The 24,836-nt window shown below is 70.8% G+C and carries 22 protein-coding genes; 15 read left to right on the top strand and 7 right to left on the bottom strand.

Annotated features, from left to right (window positions below):
* The 3 genes from H4696_RS35290 to purD all read right to left on the bottom strand — a co-directional run bounded on the left by H4696_RS35290 (position 1) and on the right by purD (position 2,372).
* Positions 1–618 carry a DUF3558 domain-containing protein gene (locus tag H4696_RS35290; protein WP_249026997.1) on the bottom strand — a complete coding sequence of 206 codons (618 nt, stop codon included), beginning with the start codon at positions 616–618 and terminating at the stop codon, positions 1–3.
* Positions 593–973: a hypothetical protein gene (locus tag H4696_RS35285; protein ID WP_192782701.1), complete on the bottom strand. Its 381-nt coding sequence runs from the start codon at positions 971–973 to the stop codon at positions 593–595. The genes H4696_RS35290 and H4696_RS35285 overlap by 26 nt, the downstream gene beginning before the upstream one ends.
* 124 nt (positions 974–1,097) lie before the next feature.
* A complete protein-coding gene (purD, locus tag H4696_RS35280; RefSeq protein ID WP_086860253.1) occupies positions 1,098–2,372 on the bottom strand; it encodes a phosphoribosylamine--glycine ligase in 1,275 nt (424 codons plus the stop codon).
* Between the two features lie 409 nt (positions 2,373–2,781).
* On the opposite strand from purD, the gene H4696_RS35275 reads away from it, so the two are divergent.
* From H4696_RS35275 to H4696_RS35265, 3 genes are all read left to right on the top strand, one after another.
* The gene (locus H4696_RS35275) at positions 2,782–3,933 is read left to right on the top strand and encodes a glycerophosphodiester phosphodiesterase (RefSeq protein ID WP_086860254.1); all 1,152 of its coding nucleotides are present in this window, start codon (positions 2,782–2,784) and stop codon (positions 3,931–3,933) included.
* Between the two features lie 40 nt (positions 3,934–3,973).
* Positions 3,974–4,897 carry a serine hydrolase domain-containing protein gene (locus H4696_RS35270; protein WP_086860255.1) on the top strand — a complete coding sequence of 308 codons (924 nt, stop codon included), beginning with the start codon at positions 3,974–3,976 and terminating at the stop codon, positions 4,895–4,897.
* A 70-nt stretch (positions 4,898–4,967) separates the two neighbouring features.
* Complete coding sequence (locus tag H4696_RS35265; RefSeq protein ID WP_086860257.1) at positions 4,968–6,512, top strand: amino acid permease; 1,545 nt, start codon at positions 4,968–4,970, stop codon at positions 6,510–6,512.
* Here H4696_RS35265 and H4696_RS35260 read toward each other — a convergent pair.
* On the bottom strand, positions 6,496–7,725 hold the full coding sequence (locus H4696_RS35260) for an MFS transporter (protein WP_086860259.1): 1,230 nt from the start codon (positions 7,723–7,725) through the stop codon (positions 6,496–6,498). The two genes, H4696_RS35265 and H4696_RS35260, sit on opposite strands and share 17 nt — an antisense overlap.
* A 150-nt stretch (positions 7,726–7,875) precedes the next feature.
* Between H4696_RS35260 and H4696_RS35255 the strand changes: the two genes are divergently transcribed.
* A complete protein-coding gene (locus tag H4696_RS35255) occupies positions 7,876–9,510 on the top strand; it encodes a Na+/H+ antiporter (RefSeq protein ID WP_086860261.1) in 1,635 nt (544 codons plus the stop codon).
* Here the strand turns inward: H4696_RS35255 and H4696_RS35250 are convergent.
* Positions 9,491–10,393, bottom strand: a complete 903-nt coding sequence (locus tag H4696_RS35250) for a TIGR03564 family F420-dependent LLM class oxidoreductase (protein WP_086860263.1) — start codon at positions 10,391–10,393, stop codon at positions 9,491–9,493. The genes H4696_RS35255 and H4696_RS35250 overlap by 20 nt on opposite strands.
* Positions 10,394–10,512: 119 nt before the next feature.
* On the opposite strand from H4696_RS35250, the gene H4696_RS35245 reads away from it, so the two are divergent.
* Entirely contained in the window at positions 10,513–11,010 is a 498-nt protein-coding gene (locus H4696_RS35245; protein WP_086860264.1) for an OsmC family protein, read from the top strand.
* On the opposite strand, the gene H4696_RS35240 is transcribed toward H4696_RS35245, so the two are convergent.
* Positions 11,007–12,293, bottom strand: coding sequence for an adenylosuccinate synthase (locus H4696_RS35240; RefSeq protein WP_086860266.1), 1,287 nt, complete (start codon positions 12,291–12,293; stop codon positions 11,007–11,009). The genes H4696_RS35245 and H4696_RS35240 overlap by 4 nt on opposite strands.
* Before the next feature lie 112 nt (positions 12,294–12,405).
* On the opposite strand from H4696_RS35240, the gene H4696_RS35235 reads away from it, so the two are divergent.
* From H4696_RS35235 to H4696_RS35200, 8 genes are all read left to right on the top strand, one after another.
* Positions 12,406–13,050, top strand: coding sequence for a hypothetical protein (locus tag H4696_RS35235; RefSeq protein WP_086860276.1), 645 nt, complete (start codon positions 12,406–12,408; stop codon positions 13,048–13,050).
* A gap of 140 nt (positions 13,051–13,190) precedes the next feature.
* A complete protein-coding gene (locus H4696_RS35230) occupies positions 13,191–13,829 on the top strand; it encodes an HNH endonuclease family protein (RefSeq protein ID WP_192782700.1) in 639 nt (212 codons plus the stop codon).
* A gap of 126 nt (positions 13,830–13,955) precedes the next feature.
* Positions 13,956–15,563 (top strand): ABC transporter substrate-binding protein, encoded by a 1,608-nt coding sequence (locus tag H4696_RS35225; RefSeq protein WP_249026998.1) that lies wholly within the window; start codon positions 13,956–13,958, stop codon positions 15,561–15,563.
* Complete coding sequence (locus H4696_RS35220; protein ID WP_086860268.1) at positions 15,560–16,516, top strand: ABC transporter permease; 957 nt, start codon at positions 15,560–15,562, stop codon at positions 16,514–16,516. Before H4696_RS35225 ends, H4696_RS35220 begins: the two co-directional genes overlap by 4 nt.
* A 28-nt stretch (positions 16,517–16,544) precedes the next feature.
* Positions 16,545–17,339 (top strand): ABC transporter permease, encoded by a 795-nt coding sequence (locus H4696_RS35215; protein WP_086860270.1) that lies wholly within the window; start codon positions 16,545–16,547, stop codon positions 17,337–17,339.
* A complete protein-coding gene (locus H4696_RS35210) occupies positions 17,336–18,886 on the top strand; it encodes a dipeptide ABC transporter ATP-binding protein (RefSeq protein ID WP_192782698.1) in 1,551 nt (516 codons plus the stop codon). Before H4696_RS35215 ends, H4696_RS35210 begins: the two co-directional genes overlap by 4 nt.
* Before the next feature lie 69 nt (positions 18,887–18,955).
* Complete coding sequence (locus tag H4696_RS35205) at positions 18,956–19,849, top strand: glycosyl hydrolase family 18 protein (protein WP_086857583.1); 894 nt, start codon at positions 18,956–18,958, stop codon at positions 19,847–19,849.
* Positions 19,850–19,866: 17 nt separating this feature from the next.
* Positions 19,867–20,973 (top strand): glycosyltransferase, encoded by a 1,107-nt coding sequence (locus tag H4696_RS35200; RefSeq protein WP_086857565.1) that lies wholly within the window; start codon positions 19,867–19,869, stop codon positions 20,971–20,973.
* On the opposite strand, the gene H4696_RS35195 is transcribed toward H4696_RS35200, so the two are convergent.
* The gene (locus H4696_RS35195) at positions 20,957–22,843 is read right to left on the bottom strand and encodes an FAD/NAD(P)-binding protein (RefSeq protein ID WP_086857566.1); all 1,887 of its coding nucleotides are present in this window, start codon (positions 22,841–22,843) and stop codon (positions 20,957–20,959) included. The genes H4696_RS35200 and H4696_RS35195 overlap by 17 nt on opposite strands.
* Positions 22,844–23,013: 170 nt before the next feature.
* On the opposite strand from H4696_RS35195, the gene H4696_RS35190 reads away from it, so the two are divergent.
* Positions 23,014–23,295 (top strand): hypothetical protein, encoded by a 282-nt coding sequence (locus tag H4696_RS35190; protein WP_086857567.1) that lies wholly within the window; start codon positions 23,014–23,016, stop codon positions 23,293–23,295.
* An 85-nt stretch (positions 23,296–23,380) separates the two neighbouring features.
* Positions 23,381–24,526 carry an LLM class flavin-dependent oxidoreductase gene (locus H4696_RS35185; RefSeq protein ID WP_086857568.1) on the top strand — a complete coding sequence of 382 codons (1,146 nt, stop codon included), beginning with the start codon at positions 23,381–23,383 and terminating at the stop codon, positions 24,524–24,526.
* The last annotated feature ends 310 nt before the right edge of the window (positions 24,527–24,836 follow it).

Genomic DNA, 24,836 nt, shown 5'->3' with positions numbered 1-24,836 from the left:
CTAGTTGCGTGCTTTCAAGGTCTGCAGCGCCAGGTCGGCGGCGTGTGCCGACATGTCGCACAGCTGCGGCTGGGTGAGCTTGCCGCGGGTGATGGGGAACGTCCGGATGGTCAGCGTCCGGCCCTTCGCGACGCCGACGAGCGTGGTGCAGTCGGCCGGGTCGCTGGCCGCGCGGTAGCTGGTCAGCGCCGGGTAGCCGGCGATCGCCTTCGGTTCGGTGGTCATGCTGTTCTTGCGCCGGGCCCCGGTGATCCACTCGTCGAGGTCCGCGGTCACCGCGCCGACCTGGTAGCCGTGGAACGGCTCTTCGCGGTCGGCGTCGAGCACGCAGACCGGCCCGTCCGCGCTGTCGGCCTGCCGGGGGGTGCTGCTGATCTTCATCGCGTCGAGCTGCACCTGCGGGAACAGGTCGCAGAGGTCGACGCCCTGCATCGGCAGGTCGGCCGGGCGCTGGGGCAGCTGGGCGGCCTTCGCGCTCTGCGAGGCCGCGGTGGCGGCCGTCTCGATCGGGTACGGGGTGCCGTCCTTGTCCGCCGAGCAGCCGGCGAGCGCCGCCGTCGCGAGCACGCCGCCGGTGATCAGCACCGCGCTGTTACGCACCGTGCTTGCCGCGGTCACCGAACACCGCCGCCTTTTCTTCGTCGCTGACCTTGTAGTCCTTCGCGGCTTCACGCAGCTGCGACACCAGCCGCTTGAGGCCCGCGACGTACTCGCGGACCTGGCCGGCGTAGGACCGGTCGCCGTCGGCGATCAGGGAGTTCCACGCTTCGATCGACTGGGTGCTGATCACGTCCGCCGAAGGCGCGTCGACCCGCAGCTGGTCCAGGCGGGTGATCAGCTGGTCCTCGAGGGCGTTGGCCTGCTCTTCGACGATCCGGGCGACGTCGAGGAGCTTGTCCGGGCGGACCAGGACGTCCGCCACGGCCGGCGCCACCGGGACGGCCGGGCTCAGGTCGTACGAGGGTCCTGACATGCTCTCCCCTGACGTCATACGGACAGTGACCGGCCGGTTCCTCGTCGAGGCTACCAACGGAGGTGTGGCGGCAGCCTAAGTTTGGACGAACATCGCGCCCGGCCGGTTCCCCCGATCCGTGAAATCAGGCGCGCTGCTTCGCGGCCGGGGCGGCGACCTCGCCGTTCGCCGCCTTCAGCGCGATGTCCGTGCGGTGGTGCGACCCCGCGAGGTGCACCCTCTCCACGGTTTCGTACGCGTGCTTGCGCGCCGACTTGAGCGTCTTGCCGGTGCCGACGACCGACAGCACGCGGCCGCCGGAGGAGACGACGGCGCCGTCGTCACGGCGGCGCGTGCCGGCGTGCAGCACGCCTTCCAGCTCGGCCCCGGTGATGACGTCGCCGGTGCGCGGCTTGCCCGGGTAGCCGTCGGCGGCGATCACGACGGTGACCGCGGTGCCGCCTGCCCACTCCAGCGGCGGGTGCTCGGCGAGCTTGCCGGTGGCGGTGGCGTGCATCAGCCCGGCGATCGGCGTGCGCAGCAGCGCCAGCACGACCTGGGTCTCCGGGTCGCCGAAGCGGCAGTTGAACTCGATGACCTGCGGGCCTTCGGAGGTCAGCGCGAGCCCGGCGTAGAGCAGGCCGGAGAACGGCGCGCCGCGGTTCACCAGCTCGTCCGCGACCGGCTGGACGACCTTTTCGACCAGGTCGTCGACCAGGTTTTCGGGCGCCCAGGGCAGCGGCGCGTACGCACCCATGCCGCCGGTGTTCGGGCCGGCGTCGCCATCGCCGACGCGCTTGAAGTCCTGCGCGGGCAGCAGCGGCACGACGGTGTTGCCGTCGACGAAGCAGAACAGCGACGCCTCCGGACCGTCCAAAAAGGACTCCAGAAGCACCGGGTGGCCGCCGTCGAGGAGCATGATCGCGTGCTTGCGCGCGACGTCGTAGTCGGTGGTGACGACGACGCCCTTGCCGGCGGCGAGCCCGTCGTCCTTGACCACCCAGGTCGGGCCGAAGCGGGCGAGCGCGGCGTCGAGGCGGGCCGGGTTGTCGACCACCTCGCTGCGCGCGGTCGGCACGTTCGCCGCGGCCATGACGTCCTTCGCGAACGCCTTCGAGCCTTCGATGCGGGCCGCCGCGGCCGACGGGCCGAAGCAGGCGATGCCCACCTTGCGCACGGCGTCGGCGACGCCGGCGACGAGCGGGACCTCCGGCCCGACCACGACGAGGTCGGCCTGCCAGCTCTTCGCGAGCGCGGCCACCGCCTCCGGGTCGGCCGCTTCGACACCGAGCTGCTCGGCCACCGAGGCGGTGCCGGCGTTGCCGGGGGCGCAGGCCAGCGCCGTGACGGCGGGGTCGCCGGAAGCCGCGAGGACGAGGGCGTGCTCACGAGCGCCGGAGCCGATTACCAGTACGCGCACGCGGCACAGCGTATCCGGCCGGGTTCGCGCCGGGCACCTCGCGCCCTCGCGCACGGCGGGTGAGGACGGCCGCGCGGTCCGTGACGGGCGGTGGCCGCGGGTGCCGCTGAATCGACGCGACCGCCGGAAAGGGGGCACGGGGACCACACCGGCGCGAGCAGGAGTCCACGCCTCGGGCGGGTAGCGGCGTCTTGAATGAGTCATTCAGGTCTTCGGAGGTCCTGAATGACTCATTCAAGACCTCCGGGGCGCGCCGGGCCGGGGTGGCCACCCCGACGACACAACCACGCGAGCAGGAGTCCACGCGTCGTTCACCGCCGCGTTCGCCCGGATACCCCCGCACGACGCTTGCGGCATCGAAGGTGACGCGGGTAGTCAGGGCACACCCTGTGTGAAAAGAGGTCACCAGATGAAGCGCAAACGTGTGGGTGTACTGGCGTTGGCCGGGCTGGCGTTGCTGAGCGTCACCGGTGTCGCGATCGGGTCGGCGAACGCCGCCACAGTGTCCGACAAAAGCGGGGGGTCCGCCGATGCGGCCGCGCACGGGCGGGGCCACGATGACCCCGTGATCATCGGACACCGCGGCGCGCCCGGGTACCGGCCGGAGCACACGCTCGCCTCCTACGAGCTCGCGTACCGGATGGGCGTCGACTGGGTCGACGTCGACCTCGTGCCCACCAAGGACGGCCAGCTCGTCGCCCGGCACGAGCCGGAGATCGGCGGCACCACCGACGTCGCCAAGCACCCGGAGTTCGCGAACCGGAAGAAGACCGTCGTGCTCGACGGCGTCAGCACCACCGGCTGGTTCACGCAGGACTTCACGCTGGCCGAGCTGAAGACGCTGCGCGCGGTCGAGCGGATCCCGGCGAACCGGCCGCACAACACGCTCTACAACGGCCGCTACCAGATCGCGAGCTACCAGGAGGTGCTCGACCTGACCAAGCGGCTCGGCCGGGAGCTGCACCGGACGCTGGGCACCTACCCCGAGGTCAAGCACTCGACGTTCTTCTCCTCGATCGGCAACCCGACCGAGCCGAAGCTGGTGTCGATCCTCAAGCGCAACGGCCTGGACCGGCCGGACGCGCCGGCGATCATCCAGTCGTTCGAGGTGACGAACCTGATCGAGCTGCACAAGCAGGTCCGGACGCCGCTGCTGCAGCTGACCTCGGCCACCGGCGCTCCGGCGGACTTCGTCGCGAAGGGCGACAAGCGGACGTACGCCGACCTCGTCACGCCGCAGGGGCTGCGCGACGTCGCGAAGTACGCGAAGTACCTCGGGCCGGACAAGGCGCAGGTCATCCCGCGCGACAAGAACGACAACCTGGGCACGCCGACCGCGCTCGTCGCCGACGCGCACCAGGCGGGCCTGAAGGTGCAGCCGTACACGTTCCGGAACGAGAACCCGTTCCTGCCGGCGAACCTGCGGTCCTCGGCCGAGCCGGACGCCTACGGTGACGTCTTCACGGAGGAGGCCGCGTTCCTCAAGGCCGGCGTCGACGGCTTCTTCGCCGACCAGCCGGACACCGCGCTCGAGTCACTGCACGCGTTCCTCGGCCGGTAATCGGCTGGTCATGAGGGGCACCCTCGTGGACGCTTGGTCCATGAAGGTGCCCCTCAGGGATTTCTCCGGCGTGGTCCTGGTGACCCGCGGCGAGGAGACGCTCGTCGCCGAAGCCCGCGGGTACGCGCACATCGCGTACGGCGTGGAGAACACCGTCGACACGCGCTTCGCGATCGCCAGCGGTACCAAGGGGTTCACGGCGCTGGTCGTCATCAGCCTGATCGCCGACGGGTACCTCGAGCTGTCGACGAGAGCGCGTGACGTCCTCGGCGACGACCTCCCGCTGATCGACGAGCGCGTGACTCTCGAGCACCTGCTGACGCACACGTCCGGCATCGGCGACTACTACGACGAGGAAGCGGACCCGCCGCCGAACCCGCTGCTCGCCACGTCGGCCGATTACCTCGCCGCGCTCGACGGCTTTCCGCAGGTTTCCCCGCCCGGCGCGGAGTTCCGCTACAACAACAGTGCCTTCGTCGTCCTCGGCCTGATCGCCGAACGGATCGCGGGCATACCTTTCGCCGACCTCGTGTGGACGCGGGTCACCGAGCCCGCCGGGATGACCGACACGGAGTTCCTCCGCTCGGACGCGCTGCCCGCCCGCACCGCCACCGGCTACCTGGAAGACGGGCGCACCAACGTGTTCAGCCTCCCCGTCGTGGGCCACGGCGACGGCGGGATCTACAGCACCGCACCGGACATCCGGAAGTTCTGGACCGCCCTGTTCGACGGCCGGATCGTGCCGCGGCGGTGGGTCGACCGGCTGCCCCGCGCCGACCGCTACGGGCTCGGCTTCTGGCTGCCACGGCCCGGCGTGGTGCACCTGGACGGCGGCGACCCCGGCGTCACGTTCTGGAGTTCGCACGCGCCGTCGTCCGGGGTCACGGCCACCTTGATCTCGAACGACCACCGAGGAGGCGGGCCCCTGCTCAAGCGGCTGGACGAGTTCTTGACGAAGGCTTGACACCCCCTGGTGGCGGGGCTACCTTCGGCGAATTCAATGGTCTGGCCGCATACCTTTCAAGAGGTGCCCGATGGACGTTTCCGACCAGCAGACCACTCCCGACCACACCGACGAAGACAGCGCCCGCCTGCACCAGCTGGGGTACGCGCAGGAACTCAAACGGACGATGTCGGCGTTCTCGAACTTCGCCGTCTCCTTCACGATCATTTCGATCCTCTCCGGCTGCCTCACGCTCTACGGCTTCGGCATGAAGACCGGCGGCCCGGCCGCGATGATCTGGGGGTGGCCGCTGGTCGGGGTGTTCGTCATCCTGGTCGGCCTCGGCATGGCGGAGGTCTGCTCCAGCTACCCGACCGCGGGCGGCCTCTACTACTGGGCGGCGAAGCTGGCGCCGGGCAAGTCCGGGCCCGCGTGGTCCTGGTTCACCGGCTGGTTCAACCTCATCGGGCAGATCGCCGTCACCGCGGGCATCGACTTCGGCGCGGCGCTGTTCCTCAACGCCTTCCTCGACCTGCAGTGGGGCTACGCCGCGACGCCGGGGCACACGATCCTGCTGCTCGCGATCATCCTCGTGGTGCACGGCCTGCTGAACACCTTCGGCGTCCGGATCGTCGCGATCCTCAACAACGTCAGCGTGTGGTGGCACCTCCTCGGCGTGCTGGTGATCGTCGGCGTGCTGATCTTCGTGCCGGCCAGGCACCAGGACGCGTCCTTCGTCTTCGGCAGCTTCGTCAACCAGACGGGCTGGGGCTCGGCGTTCTACGTGTTCGCACTGGGTCTGCTGGTGGCCCAGTACACGCTGACCGGGTACGACGCCTCGGCGCACATGACCGAGGAGACGAAGAGCGCCGCGACGGCCGGGCCGCGCGGGATCGTCATGTCGATCGTCGTGTCGCTCGTCGCGGGCTGGATCCTGCTGATCGGCCTGACGTTCGCGATCCAGGACTACGACGGCGCGGTCGGCTCGGCCACCGGCGTCCCGCCCGCGCAGATCTTCATCGACGCGACCGGCGCGGTCACCGGCAAGTTCCTGCTGCTGATCTGCATCGGCGCGCAGCTGTTCTGCGGCATGGCGTCGGTGACGGCGAACTCGCGGATGATCTACGCGTTCGCCCGCGACGGCGCGATCCCCGGGTCCGGCTTCTGGCACAAGATCAACAAGCGCACGCAGACGCCGACCAACGCCGTGTGGCTCGCCGCGGGCGGCGCGCTGGTCCTGGCCCTGCCGTACCTCTGGAGCGCGACGGCCTACGCGGCGGTGACGTCGATCGCCGTGGTCGGCCTGTACGTGGCGTACGTGATCCCGGTGTTCCTGCGCGTCCGGCGCGGTGACTCGTTCGAGCCGGGGCCGTGGACGCTCGGCAAGTGGGGCAAGCCGATCGGGATCGTCGCGACGATCTGGGTGGTGCTGATCTTCTTCCTGTTCATGCTGCCGCAGGTGTCGCCGGTGACGGTGGATTCCTTCAACTACACGCCGATCGCGTTCCTGGTGGTGCTCGGCGGCGCGGCCCTGTGGTGGGTGCTCTCGGCCCGCAAGTGGTTCAAGGGTCCGAAGGTCCAGGGCTCGGCCGCCGAGCTCGCCGCCGTGGAACAGGAACTCAAGGAACTCGGCTGACGTCCGGCGCGCTTTCCGTCGCCGGGGAGCGGCGGCCGGGACGGACCACCGTCACGGCCGCCGCGCCCAGTGCGCCGACACCCGCAAACGCGTAGAAGCCCCACGGGTACGCGATCCCGGCCGTCAGCAGCGCGCCGCCGAGGAGCGGGCCGGAGATCGCGCCGATGCGGCCGATGCCCGCGGACCAGCCGAGGCCGGTCGCGCGGATCGCGTCCGGGTAGATCCGGCCGATGTAGGCGTACACCAGCACCTGGGCGCTGAACACGAAGCAGCCGGTCAGGAACACCGCCGCGTACAGCCCGACCGCGGGCAGCTTCACGCTCAGCAGCGCGAGGAACACCGCGCCCGCGCAGAACCAGACGATGGCCGACGGGCGGATGCCGACGCGGTCGGCGACCCGGCCCGCGACGAGCAGCCCGACGATGCCGCCGACGTTCAGCGTCAGCAGCAGGCTCAGCGCCGCGCCCAGCGGGTAGCCGGCCTGGCGCATGATCTCCGGCAGCCACGTGTTCAGCCCGTACACCAGCAGCAGCCCCATGAACGACGTGACCCAGAAGGCGATCGTCGCGCGCAGCAGCCCGCCGCGGAACAGGCCGGCGACGGCGTGCCCGGCCGACCGCTCGGTCTCGCGGACCCGCTGGAACGTCTCGGACTCCGGCAGGAACTTCAGCATCAGCGGGATCAGCACCACGGCCGGGATCGCCCCGGCGACGAACATCGCGCGCCAGCCCAGCGGCGAGATCAGCACGATGCCGAGCAGCGCCGTCAGCACCGCGCCGACGTGGTAGCCGGTCATCACGGTGGTCGTCGCGCTGCCGGCCTTGCCGTGGCGCGCGTACTCGGTGACCAGCGTGATCGCCGTCGGCAGGCAGCCGCCGAGGCCGAGGCCGGCGACGAAGCGCAGCAGCCCGAAGACGAACGTCGAGGGCGCGAACGCGCACAGCAGCGTGCAGAGGGAGAACAGCGCCACGGAGATGATCAGGGACTTCCGGCGCCCGATGACGTCGGTGATCGTGCCGATAGCCAGGCCGCCGAGCATCATCCCGGCCAGCCCGACCGTCGACACGACCGACGCCGTGCCGGGAGTCAGGCCCCAGACGTGGTCACGGAGCAGCACGGGCAGCACGGTGCCGAGCACGACCAGGTCGAACCCGTCGAGCAGGACGGCGGTCCAGGCCAGGGGCACGACCCAGGAGCGAGTGCCAGGGGACATGGGAGAACCTCCGGATGTGCGTCGGTGCACGTGATCCGCACAGGTGTGCGTATTGCGCACAAGTATGCACACGGGGTCCGGCGTAATCCAGGTCACTTCCATTGAGCGGAAGCCCGGCGCAAGCCCGCTACCTGCGGGAAGATCACCCGCGTGGAGATCCTGACGCTGATGGGCGTGCTCGCCGGCTCGCTCGCGCTGACCGCTCTGGCCCGGCGCTACAACCTGTCCGCGCCGCTGCTGGTGGTGGTCGTCGCGCTCGGGGTCGCGCTGATCCCCGGTGTGCCGCGGTTCGAGCTCGAGCCGGAGCTGGTCCTCACCGTCGTCCTGCCGCCGTTGCTCTACTCGACGTCGCTGGAAAGCTCGCTGACGCACTTCAAGCGGGCGCTGCGGCCGATCGTCGCGCTCGGCGTGGTGCTGGTGGCGGTGACCGCCGTGGTCGTCGCCGTCGTCGTGCACCTGCTGCTGCCGGACGTGCCCTTCGCGTCGGCGCTGGTCCTCGGCGCGGTCGTGGCGCCGCCGGACGCGGTGACGGCGGTGGCGATCGGCCGCAAGCTCGGCCTGCCGCGCCGGGTGATGACCGTGCTGACCGGGGAAAGCCTGGTCAACGACGCCGCCGCGCTGACGCTGTACAAGGTCGCGCTCGCCGCGGTCGCGGGCACCGCGGGCTCGGCCGGGCACGGCTTCGCGGTGTTCGGCGTCGCGACCGTACTGGGCATCGGGGTCGGGCTGGCGATCGGCGCGCTCGTAGTGCTGATCCGCCGGCAGCTCGACGACCCGCTGATGGAGTCGGCGTTCGGCATCATCGTGCCGTTCGCCGCGTACGTCACCGCCGAGCACCTGCACCCCTTCAGCGAAGACTTCAGCGGCTCCGGCGTGCTCGCCGTCGTCGCGGCGGGCCTGCTCCTGGGGCATCGCGCGCTGTACGCGTCCCCCGCGACGCGCATGCAGGACAGATCCGTGTGGGCCTCGATCGACGTCCTGCTGGAAGCGCTGGTGTTCGCGCTGATGGGGCTGCAGCTGCCGTTCGTCCTCGAAGGCGCGCAGCACGCGGCCCGCGGCAACGGGACGCTCGCGCTGGTCGCGGTGGTCGTGCTCGGGGTGACGATGCTCGTGCGGGTCCCGGCGGTCTTCGTCTCCGCGTACCTGCCGCAAACCGTGCGGCTGTTCGGGCGGGACCGCGCGACGCCGTCGTGGCGGACGCTGGCGGTGGTGTCGTGGACCGGCATGCGCGGCGTGGTCACGCTCGCCGCCGCGGCCGGCGTCCCGGCCACGACCCCGGGCCGCGAGGAGATCCAGCTGTTCGCGTTCACCGTGGCGATCGGGACGGTGCTGATCCAGGGGCTGACGCTGCCGCCGCTGATCCGGGCGCTGAAGGTGCAGGACCCGGCGGAGGCGTCACGGGACGAGGCCGAGGAACTCGCCGCGCGCGAGGTCGCGAAGAAGGCGGCTCAGGAACGGCTGCGCGAGATCAGCCACGAGCGGCTGGCTTCGCTGGACCTGCCCCAGGAGAAGGTCGACCGGCTCAAGGAACGGCTCCAGCGGCTGATCGACACGCGGTACCGCTTCGCCAAGGCCGCGATCACGCTGTCCGGCGAAGACCGGACCGGCAGCCCGCAGGCCCAGTTCGCGAAGGCCCGGCGCGAGCTCCTGATCACCCAGCGCAAGGCGATGATCGAGGAGAACCGCGCCGGCCGGCTCGACGACGAGGTCCTGCGGAAAGTGCTGCGGGAGCTGGATCTGGAGGAGATGTCGGTGACGGCGACCCTCACGAACCGAATGAGCTGACGACCTCCCACGTCCGCAGCCGCTCCTCGGCGGAGCGGATGCCAGTCTGCGAAACGAGGACGTCGGTCGCCCCGGCGTCGTAGTAGCGCTGGAGTCCGTTCAGGACAGTCTTCTCGTCGCCGATGAGCGCCAGTTCGGCCGCGTGCTCGACCCCTTCCGCGGCCAGGATCCGCTGGTACGACGGGATCTGGCCGTAGAAGGCCATCTGCTCGAAGGCCAGCGCGCGCACGGCGTCGGGTTCGTCGGTGACGATCGCGGGCACGGCCGCGAGGATCCGCTTGCCGTCGGGCAGGTGGGGGACGATCTGTTCGGAAAGCGCTCTCGGCCCGGCGAGGTACGGCAGCGTCCCGTCGGCGAGCTCACCGGTGACGCGCAGCGCCTGCGGCCCCATCGCGGCGACGATGATCCGCACGTCCCCGCCCACAGTGGACGGTCCGGGCGGGTGCGCTTCGAGCGTTTCGCCGTGGAAGTCGACGGTTTCGCCGTCGAAGACCTGCCGCAGGACGGTGAGGTACTCGCGCAGGTGGCGGATCGGCGGCGGGTACTCGACGCCGTAGACGGGCCCGAGGAACCCCTTCGACCCGAGCCCGATCCCGAGCGTGAACCGGCCCCCGGTGGCGGCCTGCGCGGTCTGCGCCGCACTCGCGACCAGCAGCGGGTGCCGCGGGTAGGTCGGCACGACGGAGGTCCCGACCTCGATGCCCGGGACTTCGCGGCCCGCGAGCGCGGCGACGGTGATGGCGTCCTGGCTCAGCGGCAGCTGGGAAAACCAGACCGATTTCAGGCCGGCGTCGGCGGCCTGGCGGGTCTGGGCGATGAGCTCGTCGACGAGGTTCGCCGCGGTCCCGGTGTCGCCGGCCGGCAGCGTGACTCCGATGGTCATGGTCCCAAGCTAGCGAGCGCCGCCACCGATTTCCGGCTTCTCAGGAATTGAGAACCCGAGCGGGGCCGCCGGGATTCGCCCACCCTGTGGCACATCCCTCACGATCTTCAGGAGAGCCCATGTCGCTGACCGAAGTCATCGAAGGCACCCGCAAGGCCGTCGACGCCGATCCGCACAACGCCGCCGTTTCCTTCAGCGTCGACCACACCCTCAAGCCCGGCACCAGGACCGAAGTCGAGGTCAAGGTGCGGGACCACGCTTTCACCGTCGACGAGCCGCCCGCGCTCGGCGGGACGGACCAGGCCGCCAACCCCGTCGAGTACGCGCTCGCCGCGCTCGGGTCGTGCCAGGTCATCACCTACCAGTTCTGGGCGGCGAAGCGCGGGATCCCGCTCGACTCGATCAAGGTTACCGTCGACGGCGACCTCGACCTGCACGGCTTCTTCGGGTTCGCCTTCAACACCCGCCCCGGTTTCGGGGACGTCCGGGTGTCCGTCGAGCTGGAGGGCCCGGCGAGCCGGGAGCGCTACGAAGACCTCAAGCGCGAGGTCGACGAGCACTGCCCGGTGCTCGACCTGTTCCGCAACGAGACGCCGGTGACGACGAAGCTGACCTAGACGAACTGGTGCCGGACGATCGTCTGGTCGCGGCCCGGGCCGACGCCGATCGCCGAGATCCGGGCGCCCGAAAGCTCTTCCAGGCGCTCGACGTAGGCGCGCGCGTTCGCCGGGAGCTCCTCGAACGTGCGGCAGCCCGAGATGTCCTCGAACCAGCCCGGCAGCTCTTCGTAGATCGGGATCGCGTGGTGCACGTCGGTCTGCGTCATCGGCATGTCCTGCGTGCGGAAGCCGTCGACCTCGTAGCCGACGCACACCGGCACCTTCTCCAGGCCGGACAGCACGTCCAGCTTCGTGAGGAAGTAGTCGGTGATGCCGTTGACGCGGACCGCGTACCGCGCGATCACCGCGTCGAACCAGCCGGTGCGCCGCGAACGGCCCGTCGTGACGCCGAACTCGCCGCCCTGCTTGCGCAGGTACTCGCCGGACTCGTCGTGCAGCTCGGTCGGGAACGGGCCGGAGCCGACGCGGGTGGTGTAGGCCTTGAGGATGCCAAGCACCGTGGTGATCCGGCCCGGGCCGATGCCCGAACCCGCGCTCGCGCCGCCGGACGTCGGGTTCGACGACGTCACGAACGGGTAGGTGCCGTGGTCGACGTCGAGCAGCGTGCCCTGCGAACCCTCCAGCAGCACGGTTTCACCGCGCTCGAGGGCCTGGTTGAGCTGCAGGCGGGTGTCGGCGATGCGGTGCGAGAACTTCTCGCCCGCCGCGAGCACCTCGTCGGCGACCTGGTCGGCGTCGAGCGCCTTGCGGTTGTAGACCTTCACCAGCACCTGGTTCTTGAACTCCAGCGCCGCCTCGACCTTCTGGCGGAAGATCTTCTCGTCGAGCAGGTCCTGCACGCGGACGCCGACGCGGGCGATCTTGTCCTGGTAGCACGGGCCGATGCCGCGGCCGGTGGTGCCGATCTTGCGGCTGCCCAGGTACCGCTCGGTGACTTTGTCGATGGCCACGTGGTACGGCATGATCAGGTGCGCGTCGGCCGAAATCAGCAGCTTGGACGTGTCCACGTCCCGCGCTTCGAGGCCGGAGAGCTCGTCGAGCAGCACACCCGGGTCGACCACCACGCCGTTGCCGATGACGTTGGTCACGCCCGGCGTCAGGATGCCGGACGGGATGAGGTGCAGGGCGAAGTTCTCGCCGTTCGGCAGGACGACCGTGTGACCGGCGTTGTTGCCACCCTGGTAGCGGACGACCCACTGGACGCGGTCACCCATCAGGTCGGTGGCCTTGCCCTTGCCTTCGTCTCCCCATTGGGCACCGATGAGCACGATGGCCGGCATGTGACACTCCAGTTGTTCGACGACTGAGGTTAAGTGTCCCGGACGGACACCGGTGGCGCTGACGAAATGCCGGTGCATGACTGTAACGGAGGACCTGCGGGTGCGCGGAATCGTGGTGGCCTGTGGCGATGGCGCGGCCGGCTTCGAAGAGGTCGACGACGTCGAGTCGATCCGCGTCCCGAGCCTCCCCGGCAAGGCGGAAATCGACCCCTTGCTGGGCGAACACGATCACCTCGTGGTGTCGGGCACGGACGCCGACCTCGCGGCGGTCGTGCTGCGGCTGCTCCGGAAGGAGGCGCTCTCCGGCGTGTCGGTCGGCTTCGTGGCCTCGGCCCCGGATTCGTCGGTCGCCGCGCTTTGGGGGCTGCCGAAGACACCGCTGCAGGCCCTCGCGCTCGCGCTGCGCGGCGAAGTCGACCCGGTCCCGCTGATCCGCGACGACGTCGGCGGCGTGCTCGTCGGGCGCGGGCTGCTGCGCATGGTCCGCGGGGTGGCCTACGCCGACGAGCAGGTGGCGCTGCGCGGGCCGGCCGCGTCGATCGAGGTGACGCCGGACCCGGACGGCCCCGGCATGGCGGTCCGCGTGGTCAAGGGCACGATCTTCAAGCGGCCGGCGACGCTGTACTCGCGGGCCTTCCAGATCGGCTGCATCCCGACCCGGCCGGTGCGCGACGACGTCGTCTACGAGCGCGCGGTGAACAAGTGGACCTGGTACCGGCACACGGAAGACCTTCGGCTGGTCCGCGGAGCCGTCTGACCTGCTATTTTCACGTTCGAGTGAGCCTTCGGCCACGCCGCGTTCACCGACGGACAGCAACATGTCACCTATACGTGTTGCACACGCCACTCCGGTGTATCAGGGTTAGCTGTCCCCACACCTGAACCGGAGGCAGCAAAATGCCAACCAGGCGTGCTGTTCGTCATACGTTCACCATTCTCGCGGCCACCGCCGTGCTCTCCGGGACGCTGGTCAGCGTCGCCGAGGCCACCCCGCCGGGCATCCCGTCGGCTTCGACGGCGAAGACCGAGCTCGCGTCCCTGACCGTCAAGGCCGACGGTTCGCAGGACGGTTACAGCCGCGACAAGTTCCCGCACTGGATCGACCAGGGTGGCGGCTGCAACACCCGTGAAGTGGTGCTCAAGCGCGACGGCACGAACGTGGTCACCGACTCCAGCTGCGCGGCGACGTCCGGCAGCTGGAAGAGCCCGTACGACGGCGAAACCTGGACCGCGGCGTCCGATGTGGACATCGACCACGTCGTGCCGCTGGCCGACGCGTGGCGCACCGGCGCGTCCTCGTGGACGACCGCGCAGCGCCAGGCGTACGCGAACGACCTCACCGACCCGCAGCTGATCGCCGTGACGGACAACGTCAACCAGGAGAAGGGCGACAAGTCGCCCGACCAGTGGAAGCCGCCGCTCACCTCGTACTGGTGCACCTACGCGAAGATGTGGGTCGCGGTGAAGTACAAGTTCAAGCTGACGATCAACACCGCGGAGAAGACGGCGCTGACGGACATGCTCGGCCGCTGCTGATCGCTGTCAAGGGCGAATCCTTGCGGTGCCAGTGAATGGGACCGCCGTTCGCCTGCTGGGACGGCCTCCAGCGCGGGATTAGCGTCGCCGGTTGAAGACGCAACCACTCCCGCTGGAGGCCGTCCGGTGTCCCTGCTTCCTCGCGCCCGCAACGCCGCGGCCCTGCTCGTCCTGCCCGTGCTCCTGACCGCCTGCGCCGCCGCCGGCACCGGACAAGCCGCTTCCGGGCCGCCGAAAGCCGGTGGCGTGCTCCGGCTCGGCATCTCGTCCGCGCCCGACTGCGTCGACCCGCAGCAGACGTCGACGAACGCCTCGATCAACGTGTCCCGCCAGCTGGCGGACTCCCTCACCGACCAGGACCCGAAGACCGGCGAGATCAAGCCGTGGCTGGCCGAGAAGTGGGAGAGCACCGCCGATTCCACGGCGTTCACCTTCCACCTGCGCGCCGGCGCGACCTTCTCCGACGGCAGCCCGGTCGACGCCGCCGCGGTCAAGACCAGCTTCGACGGCCTCAAGGCGCTGGGCACCAAGGCGACCCTCGGCTACGGCTACCTCGCCGGGTACCGGGGCACCACCGTCGTCGACCCGCGGACCGCGCGGATCGAGTTCTCCGCGCCCAGCGCCCAGTTCCTGCAGGCCAGCTCGACGGTTTCGCTCGCCGTCCTGGCGCCGGCGGCGTTCAAGAAGACGCCGGAACAGCGTTGCCAGGGCGACGGCCTGATCGCCTCCGGCCCCTTCGTCTTCGAGAGCCTGAAGCAGAACCAGGAAATCGTCCTGGCCAAGCGCAAGGGCTACGCCTGGGGCTCGTCGCTGTTCAAGCACCAGGGCGAGGCCTACCTGGACAAGATCGACTACAAGATCGTGCCGGAGCCCGGCGTCCGCACCGGCAGCCTCGCGTCCGGCCAGCTCGACGCCATCACCGACGTGCAGCCGGTCGACGAGCCGCAGTTCACCGGAAACGGCTTCAGCGAGAACATCCGGCCGAACCCGGGCGTCGTGTTCAACCTGCACGCCAACACCACCCGCGGGGTGCTCACCGACGAGAAGGTGCGCCAGGCCGTGCTCAAGGGCGTCGACCGCACCGAGGTCGTGAACACCGTGCTGACGCCGAACTACAAGGCGGCCACGAGCATCCTGGGCTCGGCGACGCCGCTGGTCAGCGACCTGTCCGCCCAGCTCGCGTACGACCCGAAGGGCGCGGCGGCGCTCCTGGACGGCGACGGCTGGGTGCCCGGCGCCGACGGGATCCGGACGAAGAACGGGCAGCGGCTGGGCGCGGCCGTCGTGTTCTCGCCGGTGTTCAACCAGAACCGCAGCGTGCTGGAGCTGATCCAGCAGCAGCTGCGCAAGATCGGCTTCGACCTGAAGATCGAGCAGCACACCACCGCCGAGACCACGCAGCTCCAGCTGGCCGGGAACTACGACTTCCTCTGGTACAACGTCACCCGCGCCGACCCGGACATCCTGCGCGGCCAGTTCTCGACGAAGGCGGGCAACCGCAGCAAGCTGACCCCGGGCAACCCCCTCGACGTGGCACTGGACGCCCAGTCGTCCACTGTGGACAAGGCCAAGCGCAAGCCGTCGGCCGACGAGGCCCAGAAGCTGATCATCGAGCACGCCTACGCGGTCCCGGTGTTCGAGCTGACCCAGGTCGTCGCGCTGAGCTCGAAGGCGCACGCCGTCGACTTCGAAGCGTCGTCGCGGCTGCAGCTCTTCGACGCGTGGCTCTCGTGAAGCGCTATCTGCTCCGCCGCGCCGGGCAGGCGGTGTTCGTGCTGTGGGCGGCGTTCACGCTGTCGTTCCTGATCCTCTACCTGCTGCCGGGCGACGCCGTTTCGGCGAAGCTCGCCGGCGGCGAGGCCGGGGCGTCGATGACGCCGGAGCAGGTCGCCGCGGCCCGCGCGGAGTACGGCCTCGACTCGCCGCTGCCGGTGCAGTACCTGAAGCGGCTGGTCTCGGCGCTGCACGGCGACTTCGGGCGCAGTGTCGCGACCGGCGACGACGCCACGCACATGGTCGTCACCGCGCTGCCGCCGACGCTCGCGGTGACCGGGCTGGCGCTGGTGTTCGCGGTCGTGTTCGGCGGCGGCTCGGCGTTCCTCGGCACGTTCACCCGGTTCCGCTGGCTGCGGCAGGCGCTGCTGTCCCTGCCGTCGCTGGCGATCTCGCTGCCGCCGTTCTGGGTCGGGCTGCTGCTGATCCAGTTCTTCTCGTTCCGGCTGCGGCTGCTGCCCGCGCTCGGCACGCAGGGCTTCGCCGCGGTGATCCTGCCCGCGATCACCCTGGCCCTGCCGACCGGCGCGATCATCGGGCAGGTGCTGGCCAAGAGCCTGGCGACGCAGCAGGAACAGCCGTACGCGGAGATCGCGGCCGCGAAGGGCGCCAGCCGCTGGCGCGTCCACTTCGGACACCTGCTGCGCAACGCGGCCGTGCCGACGCTGACTGTGGCGGGGGTTGTCGCGGGCAACCTCGTCGCGGGTTCGGTGATCACCGAGACGGTGTTCTCGCGCGACGGCGTCGGCCGGGTCACCGCGTCCGCCGTCACCGCGCAGGACGTCCCGGTGGTGCAGGCGGTGATCGTGCTGGCCGCGCTGGTGTTCGTGGTGCTCAACCTGGTCGTCGACCTGCTCTACCCGCTGCTCGACCCGCGCATCGCGCGCACCCCCGCGGAGGTGGCCCGTGGTTGATCTCGCCCTTCCTCGGCGGAGCTTTCACGTGAAAGCTCCGCCCGGGCTCGTGCTGGCCGTCGTCGTGCTGGCGTTCGTGCTGCTCGCGGCGTTCGTGCCGGGGCTGCTGACCGGCTACGACCCGATCACCGGCGTCCCGGCCGAACGGCTGCAAGGGCCGTCGCTGCATCACCTGTTCGGTACCGACGAGACCGGCCGCGACGTCTACGCGCGGGTGGTCCACGGCGCGTCGCTCTCGTTGCGGGCCACCGCGATCGCCGTGCTCGTGGCGCTGGCGGCCGGTTCGGCGCTGGGCCTGCTGGCCGGGTTCCGCGGCGGCTGGGCGGACACGGTGATCATGCGGGTGGTCGACGTCTTCCTGGCCATCCCGCCGATCCTGCTGTCGCTGGCGCTGGTCACGGCGCTCGGCTTCGGCACGACGAACGTCGCGATCGCCGTCGGCATCGCGAACCTGGCCGCCTTCGCGCGGGTCATGCGCGCGGAGGTGCTGCGCGTGCGCAACGGCGTGTTCGTCGAAGCCGCGCGCGCTTCCGGCGTGCGCTGGTCGGGCGTGCTGCTGCGGCACGTCCTGCCGAACGCGGCGGGCCCGGTGCTCGCGCTGGCGACGTTGACGCTGGGCACCGCGGTGCTCGAGGTGTCGGCGCTGAGCTTCCTCGGCTTCGGCGCGACCCCGCCGACCCCGGAGTGGGGCTCGCTGGTCGCGGGCGGGCGCAGTTTCCTGGCCACGGCCTGGTGGATGACGACGTTCCCGGGGCTGACGGTGGCGGCGGTGGTCCTCGCCGCGAACCGGCTGTCCCGCGCGCTGGACGGAGGAGACCGATGACCCTGCTGCGGATTTCGGACCTGGCCGTGTCGTACGGCGGAGTCCCGGCGGTCCGGGACGTCGGCCTGCACGTCGACGCCGGCGAAGTGGTCGCCGTCGTCGGCGAGTCGGGCTCGGGCAAGTCGACCACGGCGCACGCGGCGATCGGCCTGCTGCCCCGCGGCGGTCGCGTCGACGGCGGCTCGATCACCTTCGACGGCCGGGACCTGCTCTCGCTGTCGTCCCGCCAGTGGCGCTCGGTGCGCGGGCGCGAGATCGCGCTGGTGCCGCAGGACCCGGCGGTGTCGCTGAACCCGGTGCACCGCATCGGCGACCAGGTCGCGGAGGTGCTGAAGATCCACGGCCTCGCGGACCGGCGAGCCGCGTCCCTGGAGGCGGTCTCCTTGTTGGAGCGGGCAGGCGTCCCCCAGCCGTCGTTGCGCGCGAAGCAGTACCCCCACCAGCTGTCGGGCGGCTTGCGGCAGCGCGTGCTGATCGCGGCGGCGCTGGCCGGACGCCCGAAGCTGATCATCGCGGACGAGCCGACGTCGGCGCTGGACGTCACGGTGCAGCGCCGGATCCTCGACCACCTGACGTCGCTGGCTCGTGAAACGGGCACGGCGATCCTGCTCATCACGCACGACGTCGGCGTCGCGGCCGATCGCGCGGCGCGGATCGTGGTGCTGTCCCAGGGTTCGGTCGTGGAGGAGGGTTCGTCGGTGGTGAGCGCGCCGGCGCACCCGTACACGCGGCAGCTGATCGCGGCGGCGCCGAGCCTGTCGGGCACCCAGCGCCCGCCCGCCCCGCCCGCCGAGCCACTGGTCTCGGTACGCGACCTCGCGAAGACGTTCGACGGCGGCATCCGCGCGGTCGACGGCGTCTCGTTCGACATCCCGCGCGGCCAGACCCTGGCCCTGGTCGGCGAGTCCGGCTCCGGCAAGTCGACGACGGCGCGCATGGTGCTGCGCTTGGAAACACCGTCCGCGGGCTCGGTTTCGTTCGACGGCCGGGACATCACTTCGCTGGCGGGCCCCGAGCTGCGCCGGCTGCGGCGGCGGATGCAGATCGTGTACCAGAACCCGTACGCGTCGCTGAACCCGAAGTTTTCGATCGAGGACGTCGTCGCGGAGCCGTTGCGGGCGTTCGGCCTCCCGCGCACTTCGGTGCCGTCGCTGCTCGACCAGGTGGCGCTGCCGTCGTCGGTGGCACGCCGCAAGCCGGCGGAGCTGTCCGGTGGCCAGCGCCAGCGGGTGGCGATCGCGCGGGCGTTGGCGCTGCGCCCGGACCTGGTGGTGTGCGACGAACCGGTGTCGGCGCTGGACGTGTCGGTGCAGGCCCAGATCCTGGCGCTGCTGGCGGAGCTGCAGTCGGAACTCGGGTTGTCGTACTTGTTCATCTCGCACGACCTGGCGGTGGTCCGGCAGCTGGCGGACCAGGTGGGCGTGATGCGGGAGGGCGTGCTGGTGGAACTGGGGCCGGCTTCGCGGGTGCTGACGGATCCGGAGGCGGAGTACACGAAGGAGCTGCTCGACGCGATTCCGGGACGCTCGGCCCAGGAGGTGGGCTGAGACAAGAAACCGGACAGGATCGACGGTGGGTGTTTCCCCAACCACCCAGTGCGACGTATGGTCTGGACCATGCGGAGGATCGGCGTGGCCTTCGTGGCCTTGGTGCTGATGATTTCGGGTGCGGTGCCGGCTTCGGCCGCCGCCGGGCGCAGGGTTGTCGTCTACTACCAGACCATCTACAACGGCTCCACCTACGTCTCGCCGCTCACCCTCCAGGGCACCGGTGTCACCGATGTCATCGTGGGCGCCATCCACCTCGACACCAACAGCGTCGTGCACCTCAACGACGACCCGCCGAACGCCGCGAAGTTCACCAGGATGTGGCAGGACCTCGCCACCCTCAAGAACAGCGGCGTGCACGTGCTCGCGTTCGTCGGCGGCGCCGCCGCGGGGAGCTTCCAGCGGCTCGAAACGCAGTTCGACACCTACTACCCCTTGCTGCGCAACCTGATCCGGACGTACTCGCTCTCCGGCATCGACCTCGACATCGAAGAGCACATGTCCAACGCCGCGCTGAACAAGCTCATCGACGCGCTGCGGGCCGACTTCGGCAGCTCGTTCCTCGTCACGCTCGCGCCGGTCGCGACCGAGCTCAACGGCGGGGGCGGTCTCTCCGGGCTGAACTACGACACCCTCTACCGCGACCGCGGCGCGCAGATTTCGTGGTTCAACGCGCAGTTCTACTGCGGCTGGGGCTCGCTGAGCAGCACGTCCGGCTACGACAACATCATCCGCCGCGGCGTGGTGCCGGCGAGCAAGGTCGTCGCCGGGACCGTGACCAATCCGGCGAACTGCAGTGGTTACGTCGCCATGTCGACTCTCCAGTCCACCGTGCGCAGCCTCATCGGCAAGTACGCGGACTTCGGCGGGGTCGACGGCTGGGAGTACTTCAACTCCCTGCCCGGCGGGACGTCGGCGCCGCAGCAGTGGGTGCAGCAAATCGCTCCGGTGGTCAAGGGCTGAGCGGTACGCTCGGGCGGGTGCGGATCCTCTTCACGTGCCGCCCGGCGTACGGCCACCTGTTCCCCTTGCTGCCGCTCGCGAACGCCGCAGTGAAGGCCGGGCACGAAGTCGTGTTCGGCACCGGCGAGGCGTTCGTGCCCAAGGTGCGCGACCTCGGCTTCACCACCCACCGCGCGGGCATCGCCATCAGCGAAGCCGAAGCCGAGGCCAAAAAACGGCACGGCGAGGACGCGGGTTTCCTCGACGTCGGCATCACGATGTTCGGCGAGCTGCTGCCGAAAGCACTGCTCGACGACCTGACGCCGCTGCTCCCGCGCCTGCGGCCCGATCTCGTGGTCTACGAGATGAGCGACGTGGGCACCGCGATCGCCGCGCGGCGCGCGGGCATCCCCGCCGTCTCGGTCGTGATCGGGCGGTCCATGCCGCCGGAGGTGCTGGCCGTCGCCGCCGAACGGCTGCGGCCGCTCTGGGGGACGCTGCCCGCGGACGCGCTGCTCGGCGACGCCTGCGTCGACGTCTGGCCCGACCGCGTCCGCGACCCGGGCACGGCGGGCGTGCCGAAGGTGTTCCGGATGCGCCCGACGCCGTACGACCCGGACGTCCCGCTGCCGCCGCTCCCGGCCGACGGCTTCGTCTACCTCACGCTGGGCACGGTCGTCTTCGGCGCGACCGACGTGCTGCGCGGCGCGATCCGCGCACTGGACCGCCTCGACGTCGACGTGCTGGTGGCGCTCGGGCCCGGCGACCCGGCCGCGCTGGGTCCGCTGCCGGCGCGGGTGCGGGCCACCGGGTTCGTGCCGCAGGCCCGGGTACTGGACCACGCCGGCCTGGTCGTCCACCACGGCGGCAGCGGCACGGTGCTCGCCACGCTCGCCGCCGGCCTGCCGCAGCTGGTGCTGCCCCAGGGCGCCGACCAGTTCGCCAACGCCGAAACCCTCGAAGCGCTCGGCGTGGCGAAGGCGCTGATCGGCGACGCGGTCCGGGTCCCCGCCATCGGAGCCGCGGCCCGGACCCTGCTCGAGGACCCGAAGCCGCGCGAGATCGCCGAGGGCATCGCGGCCGAGATCAGGGAAATGCCGTCGCCCGAACAGGTTCTCGGCGAGCTGGTCAGCTGGATGGGTTGACCAGCGCCAGGATTTCGCGCGCGACGGCGTCGTTCTGGCGGAAGGACAAGGCGTTCGTCCGCGGCCGCGTGAACGCCGCCGCCGAGCGGGCGCTCGTGTGCGGGCCGACGGCGAAGCGGTGCGGGTGGGGCCGTCCGGTGCTGTCGAGCAGGCGGGAATCCGAGACACGCGTGTGGATGCGACCGGACGGCAGGCGCGCGCCGGTCACCGGGTCCGCCACCGTCTCCTCGGCCAGCTGCCCCGCGTCACGCAGCTGACGCAGCAGGCCGTCGGCCGCACGGGTCACGCTCGGGCCCGGCAGCCGCGCTTCGACGAGCGTCCGGGCCTCGACGGTCCCCGGGAAACTGCCGCTGGAAGCGACGAAGGCGCCGCGCTCCGCCGTCACCGCCAGCTCCGCGCCCGCGAAGGAGACGATCCCCGCGTCGTGCAGCGCCAGCAGCTCCTCCAGGCGGCGCGGCGGCGGACCGCTGGCGTAGTAGGAGAAGAACCCGTGGAACCAGCCGTCCATATCGGACACTTGGGAAGCCGCGTCCAGCCGTCCTATTTGGACCAGCGCGGGCAGCTGGCTGTACACCGACAGCAGCGCCGCGAAAGCACCCAGGTCGGCGCTGAACTCCTGATCGGCGCGGCGCGCCAGGTCGCCCTCGATGTATTCGCGCAGCTCCTTGCCGAACTCCTCCGCCGTGCCGAACACGCGGCCCGCCATCGGGCGGTCGACGCGGTCGAGGTCGAGCCGGTCCGCTTCGTCGGGCACCGCCCGCGCGACGAGGTCGCGCATGCCCGGCGAATCCCAGGCCAGGTCGGCGAAAGCGTCGGCGAACACCGCGAAGTCCAGGCGCACCCGGTCCGGGTGGCCGGTGAACAGCTCGGTGTAGTAGCCCCAGGCCAGTTCCTTCGCGATCAGCAGCCAGACGTCGGTGCGGAAGTCGAGCGCGCCGGGCGCGCCGGCGAGCGCGTCGATCGCGTAGGCGTCGAAGAACCTGGGCAGCCGCGCGGGTTTCCCGCGCAGCCGGTAGCCGATCTTCGCGTGGTAAGGGACCCCGCGCCGCGAACCGACGTGCAGGACCGGCTCGGCGCCGCTCGGGTGGTAGCGGAGGCCGCCGCAGGCCAGCTCCTCGAAGCGGCCGCCGCGGCCCTCGGTGAGCAGCAGCATCAGGTCGACGAACGCCAGCCCGAACCCCCGCACCAGCACCGTTTCGCCGGGCGCGATGGCGGTGTAGTCGACGTCGGCGGTGTAGCCGGCCGGGTAGTAGGCCAGCCCGTGCCGCGCGGCGAACGACACCAGTTCGCGCTCGCGGTCGTCCGGTTCCGCGTCGAGGTGCCCGACGGTGAACACGACGGCGTCCGCCCGCACGGCCGTCCCGTCGGACAGGCTGACGGAGTACCCGTCCACCCCGACCGCCCGCGCGGCGTGCTCGACGACGTCGACGCCGTCGGGGAGGTCCTCGACGATCTTGCGGTAGACCCAGGTCAGGTAGGCGCTCTGCAGGCGCCGGGTGGGGAAGTCGAAGGGGTCGAGCGAGCTCAGCTCGGCGGCGACGTCGGGCGGGACCTCGGCGTCGAGGCCGCCGTCGCGGACCTGGCGGGCCCAGTCGAGCAGCGTCGGCCCCGGGCGGACCGGGCCGGTCATCTTCACCGAGTCGTCGGTGAACATCGTGACGTCCTCCGGCATGGAGTTCATGCGCAGGAGCGGTGACTGGTCGTAGCGCCACACGCGGCCGGGGCCGGGCGGGAAGGGGTCGATCAGGTGCACTTCGAGCCGCCGGCCGCCGAGCAGTTCCCCCGCGTTCGCGCCCAGCCGTTCGAGGACGCCGACCCCGCGGGGTCCGGCGCCCACGACGGCAAGGGTGAACGGCGCGAGATCGGCCACGAACCCGAAGCTACGCCGGGGTCGGGCCGGGAAACGGCCTTCCCACAGAGCGGAACCAATCACCCGGGCCACCGGCTCCGAATCCCCCGGCACGCCGACGGAAGGAGCCGAGTTGTCCCTCGTCCACCCAGGCGCCCGGGCCTCAGCCGCACCGCCCCACCAGCGAAGACGTGGCCGCTGAAATAGGTCCACCGCACCGCGTCCACACCGCGCAGGACGTGGTCGACACCCTCCTCCGGGGAAATTGGGCGATCCTCGCCCACGAATGGGCCGACGGGATCGACCCCGAGCACTGGCAGGACGTCGTCGAGGCCGCCGCGGAGGCGGCCGGGGTCGACGTCGAATTCGTCGTGATCCCGCGCCGGTCCCTGACGGTCGTGTTCAACCGGGCGGCACCGCCCACTTTCGCCCAGGTCCGCGCGTCGATCGAGGTCATCGAGCGGCACCGGTGAACGTTCCACCCTGCGGACGTCGTTGCCGCTCCCCACCTTCGCGGCGTAGCCCTAGCAGTAGGCGACGCGAGAGAAGGTGAGCCGCATGCCGGTGGAATTCCTGGGCATCGGGGGCACACACGACGGGTCCGAAACGCACGCCCGCACGGGCGGGGCGTTCGATAAGGAGTACACGCTGCGCCTGGCCCGCGCGCACGAGGACTTCGGCTGGGACCGGGTGCTGTTCGCCTACGGTTCCGGCTCGCCGGACCCCGCGCAGGCGGCCGCGTACGTCGCCACGAAGCTCGACAAGCTGCAGATCCTGCTCGCCCACCGGGCGAACGTCTCGTACCCGACGTTCGCCGCGAAGACGTTCGCCACGCTCGACCAGATCTCCGACGGGCGCCTCACGGTCCACTTCATCACCGGCGGCAACGACCACGAGCAGCAGCGCGAAGGCGACTACCTGAGCAAGGACGAGCGCTACGGGCGCACCCGCGAAGCCATCCAGATCATCAAGAAGGCGTGGACGTCCGACGAGCCCTTCGGCTTCGAGGGCCAGTACTACCGCTTCGAGGACTACGTCAGCGACGTCAAGCCGGTCCAGCAGCCCCGGCCCGGCGTGTCCTTCGGCGGGTCGTCGCCGGCCGCGTACGCCGCCGGTGGCGCCGAAGCGGACATCTACTGCCTCTGGGGCGAGCCGCTGGACCGGACCGCGGAGCAGATCTCGTCGGTCCAGGCCGCGGCGCTGGCCGCCGGCCGCACCGACGTGCCGCGGATCCAGGTCGCGTTCCGGCCGATCATCGCGCCGACCGACGAGCTGGCCTGGGAAAAGGCGTACGCGACGGTGGGCGCGATCAAGGACCGCACCAAGGGCGGTCAGCCCCTGACCCGGCGGCACAAGCTGACCGAGCCCGAGAACGCCGGATCGCAGCGGCTGCTGGAGATCGCGGCGAAGGGCGAGCGCTTCGACCGCGCGCTCTGGACCCCGACGGCGGCCGCGACCGGGGGCGCGGGCAACTCGAACGCGCTGGTCGGGACGCCGGAGACGGTCGCGCAGGCGCTGCTCGACTACTACGACCTCGGCGTGGAGATCCTGTCCGCCCGCGGCTACGACATGCTCGGCGACACGATCGACTTCGGGCGCTACGTCATCCCGATCGTGCGGGAGGAGGTCGCCAAGCGCGACGTCGCCCGCGCGGCGATCGCGGCCCGCGCACCGCGGGACGACGCCCTCACCATCGACGGCTGACCGCCGCCTACGCCCCCAGGTGGCCACCTCGCGAACGCGAGGTGGCTACTTTTGCCTCTGGTCCTCCGGCCATCGGGTACGGAATGATCCATTGGTGACTCCTGGGCCACCGGTCAGACACTGCGGGCTATCGTCTGATCCGTTCGGGAAACCTCCGTGACACCTTGGATACCAGCGAAAGAACCTAGAGATTTACCAACAGTCACGGGACACTGGCTGGGGTAACTCACGTACCGTGACTGCCCCATGACCGACTGGTCGTCTCGTCACCGGCGGTCATGGGCCTGACGCGGTCTGCACAAGAGGTCGG

Source organism: Amycolatopsis lexingtonensis, assembly GCF_014873755.1.
Classification (GTDB): Bacteria; Actinomycetota; Actinomycetes; order Mycobacteriales; family Pseudonocardiaceae; genus Amycolatopsis; species Amycolatopsis lexingtonensis.
This window is presented reverse-complemented; position numbering and strand designations above follow the sequence as displayed.

Coding starts and splice junctions, on each gene's coding strand:
- H4696_RS35285 (WP_192782701.1), bottom strand. CDS start 973: ATGTCAGGACCCTCGTACGACCTGAGCCCGGCCGTCCCGGTGGCGCCG.
- H4696_RS35275 (WP_086860254.1), top strand. CDS start 2,782: ATGAAGCGCAAACGTGTGGGTGTACTGGCGTTGGCCGGGCTGGCGTTG.
- H4696_RS35270 (WP_086860255.1), top strand. CDS start 3,974: ATGAAGGTGCCCCTCAGGGATTTCTCCGGCGTGGTCCTGGTGACCCGC.
- H4696_RS35265 (WP_086860257.1), top strand. CDS start 4,968: ATGGACGTTTCCGACCAGCAGACCACTCCCGACCACACCGACGAAGAC.
- H4696_RS35260 (WP_086860259.1), bottom strand. CDS start 7,725: ATGTCCCCTGGCACTCGCTCCTGGGTCGTGCCCCTGGCCTGGACCGCC.
- H4696_RS35250 (WP_086860263.1), bottom strand. CDS start 10,393: ATGACCATCGGAGTCACGCTGCCGGCCGGCGACACCGGGACCGCGGCG.
- H4696_RS35245 (WP_086860264.1), top strand. CDS start 10,513: ATGTCGCTGACCGAAGTCATCGAAGGCACCCGCAAGGCCGTCGACGCC.
- H4696_RS35240 (WP_086860266.1), bottom strand. CDS start 12,293: ATGCCGGCCATCGTGCTCATCGGTGCCCAATGGGGAGACGAAGGCAAG.
- H4696_RS35230 (WP_192782700.1), top strand. CDS start 13,191: ATGCCAACCAGGCGTGCTGTTCGTCATACGTTCACCATTCTCGCGGCC.
- H4696_RS35210 (WP_192782698.1), top strand. CDS start 17,336: ATGACCCTGCTGCGGATTTCGGACCTGGCCGTGTCGTACGGCGGAGTC.
- H4696_RS35205 (WP_086857583.1), top strand. CDS start 18,956: ATGCGGAGGATCGGCGTGGCCTTCGTGGCCTTGGTGCTGATGATTTCG.
- H4696_RS35185 (WP_086857568.1), top strand. CDS start 23,381: ATGCCGGTGGAATTCCTGGGCATCGGGGGCACACACGACGGGTCCGAA.